The organism is Methylophaga muralis (assembly GCF_001720165.1).
GTDB classification, from domain to species: Bacteria; Pseudomonadota; Gammaproteobacteria; order Nitrosococcales; family Methylophagaceae; genus Methylophaga; species Methylophaga muralis.
Window position 1 is genome coordinate 1 of the sequence record NZ_MCRI01000074.1, and the last position, 3,259, is coordinate 3,259.

Here is a 3,259-nt window from a genome sequence, read left to right on the forward strand (position 1 = left end):
TGGGTTTTGTTTTATAACCATTATTATTTCTTCTTCACTCACCGCCGATGAATTACCGGTTACCGAAAAATTGGTCAATACACTTTCTGAACTTGCCGGCGGCCCCCATGCTGGCATTCGTTCAAATCATGCTAAAGGTCTTATGGCGTCAGGTTATTTTGAAGCATCGAAAGAGGCCTCTGATATTACCTATGCACCGCATTTTAATTTCCCTAAAACAGACGTAGTGGTTCGATTTTCAAATGCCAGTGGTGTGCCCGATATTGCCGATTCAAGTCCGGATGGTTTTCCAAAGGGAATGGCAATAAGGTTTATGCTACCTGAAGAGGAATACACCGATATTGTGGTGATTTCGGTAGAACGATTCCCTGTGAAGAATCCGGAAGATTTTCTGGAATTATTAACAGCGATTAAAGATTCTGCCAATGCACAAACGAAACCGACACCAATAGAAGCCTTTCTTGAGCAACATCCTGAGACGCTAAGCTATGTGCAATTAGCCAAACCAGCTCCAATGAGTTATGCCTCTGAAAAATTCCATGGCATTAATGCATTTGAATTTGAAAATGAACAGGGAAAAACAGTTTATGGACGTTATCTGATTACGCCATTAAACGGTCCTGAATATCTTTCAGATGAAGAAAGAGAACAAGCTGCCAACAATTATTTGTTAGATGAGTTGCCAGTAAGATTAAAGGATGATGGTGAAGCCAAGTTTATTATTGCCGTGCAAATTGCCGAAGAGGGTGATGCAATTACGGATCCTACTGTTGTGTGGCCAGCAGACAGGAAGATAGTTGAGCTAGGAACATTGACGCTGACTGAGATGATGAAGGACGCTGCAAGTTACGAAAAAGCCAATATGTTTAATCCTTTGGCTCTTCCAGAAGGCATTAGCCCAACCAACGATCCCATTCTTTTAGCTCGTCCAGTGAGTTATGCGATTAGTTTTGGCAGAAGATTAAATCCCTAAAAAAAGCTTATAAAAAAAGGCTTGAGTTAAAGTTAACTCAAGCCTTTTTTATTGCTAAATCGAAAGTTTTCCCTGAACCAAGCCATTGTGTAATTTGAAATAATTCAAACAATCAGATTCTGCTATCGGCGGGCTGTAAAAATAACCTTGGAAAATATCACAGCCCATTTCGGATAATGCTTCAAGTTGCTCTTTTGTTTCAACATATTCGGCTACCACATGTACTTTTTGTGCCTGGCCCAATGAACATATTGTTCTGATGATATCGGCATTGGTGTCATTGAGCAGGACATCACGAGTAATGGAACCATCAATTTTGATTGCATCTACCGGAAACCTGCGCATATATAACAATGACGAGTAGCCCATTCCAAAATCATCCATTGCCAGATTCACACCGGTATCGACAAGCTGTTGCAGAATAATATCGGTCAAATTTGTATCGGGAATCTCAGATGACTCGGTGATTTCAAGCTCTATTTCGTCAGCGGTAATACCATATTCATTAATGTATTTCGTCAAATAAAACGGTAAATCTTTGTCTGTCAGCTGAATCGGTGAAATATTTACAGCGATAGTTAATGCCTTATAACCAGACGTATTCCACCGGGCTTTGCAGGCACAGGCCTGTTTGATGACCCATCTACCCAGCTATTTATCAGTTCACTGTCTTCTGCCACTGTCACAATTACAATCGGTGAGATCATGCCATATCGCGGATGAGTCCAGCGGAGCAGGGCCTCAACACCAATGATATGACCTTGACGGTCATGTTTAGGTTGATAAACCAATGACAGCGCGTTCTGCTGTATCGCCAGCTGCAAATCAACCACCAGATCTCGGGCGATCATGCCAACCTTATCCTGTCTGGTAACAATCCTTTGTCTGTTATGCCCCTCCTTGATAATCAGGTCCGATGCCTGTTGAAATGCTGCTTTAGTTTGTTGTTGACGGCTTCTTTCGGCCCTTTTCACAAACGGCAAATAACATATTGTGCTGATAGCAATTAATAGCATTTGAAACGCCACACCACGCCAGGATTCTGTCAACATCCAGCCGGAAAACAAAGCCGGAGTTGTCCAGCTCACTTGCACAGAATCCAAAATATGAATTACTCCAAAATGTACTGCGGACAGCGTAATCAACATCAAAATGAATGGGACGAGAATAAACGGGATTAGATAAAAGGGATTTAAGACAATCGGCAGCCCGTAGATCAGGATGTCATTGATATTGAAGATAGAGGGCACAACAGACACTTTGGCAATTTTGTTCTGGGCACCTTGACGAGTAACAATAAAAATAGCGATTAACAAACCAAGCGTCGATCCAGAGCCACCGATAGTCACAAAATTATCGAATAATGTCCTGAACATGAGATTGGTATCAAATCCAGCGCTGGTAGTCGAAGCTAATAAAGCTCCATCTGCTGTTCCCAACAGAACAATTCCACCATGCAGACCGAAAAACCAAAACAACTGATTCGCAACGATAAAAAATGAGCTTAATATCCAGTTTCCATTTCCGTCAGCTAATACCCAGTCGATAATTAGCTGAGTAATATTAGGAAAAGGTGGAGTAGTTGCCAGCAAGATACCGACAGCGAAAAAGAGAATACCGCTAAGAATGACTGAAGGGGTTAAACGCATCGCATGATAAAACGTTGTATCAGAATCAACCGGCAGGTTAAGTAAATCAAGATAAGGGCGTTTTACAGCAAAAATCATCAGCTCGGCTGAGACTAAACCAATAACAATGCCCAAGAAAATAGCGCCGACACTAAATTCCATAGGGGATAGGTTAGGCAATGCGGTAGTAACAATCAGGAAATTTATGATGGCACTGATAGCCACCATTAAAGGTGGCGCGATTTCACGTTGTTTTGTTGGCCTGGGAAGTCGATAAATCAATTGGGCTGCTACCACGGCAGCCAAGAACAGCCCAAAAAAGTTAAATGCCGTATTGATCATTTGTTGTAGTGGTTCACGCCATTCTGCGCCAAACCACTGATCCATAGCTTGTTGATAAGCTGGCCAAGGTAAATTAATAATTAATTCAGCGATTACTCTAAGGAAGGTGAGGGGCAAAAGTGCAACAAAACTGTTTCTTGTCGCTATCATCCATAAATACAGTCTTTGCTTCAATCTTGGCTCCTTTAAACCAACTTGTTACTTCTAATAATGCGTCAGATGAATGGTCTGTAAATGCCCGTCAACTGTAAATTTTCGTAAAGCCCAACAGTCAGTGATTTTGCAGGAAATTGTTTGGCATTGCTCATTTATCGGG

The 3,259-nt window shown here is 41.7% G+C and carries 3 protein-coding genes; 1 reads left to right on the forward strand and 2 read right to left on the reverse strand.

The genetic code is table 11. The features are described from left to right. A partial coding sequence (locus tag A9E74_RS13525) for a catalase family peroxidase (protein WP_218104333.1) occupies nt 1-973 on the forward strand: 973 nt, incomplete at its 5' end. Between the two features lie 54 nt (nt 974-1,027). Here A9E74_RS13525 and A9E74_RS14975 read toward each other — a convergent pair. Both A9E74_RS14975 and A9E74_RS13530 read right to left on the reverse strand, forming a co-directional pair. Then, nucleotides 1,028-1,624: an EAL domain-containing protein gene (locus A9E74_RS14975; RefSeq protein WP_342670189.1), complete on the reverse strand. Its 597-nt coding sequence runs from the start codon at nt 1,622-1,624 to the stop codon at nt 1,028-1,030. Next, entirely contained in the window at nt 1,552-3,117 is a 1,566-nt protein-coding gene (locus tag A9E74_RS13530) for a PTS transporter subunit EIIC (protein ID WP_281198110.1), read from the reverse strand. The genes A9E74_RS14975 and A9E74_RS13530 overlap by 73 nt, the downstream gene beginning before the upstream one ends. Between the last annotated feature and the right edge of the window lie 142 nt (nt 3,118-3,259).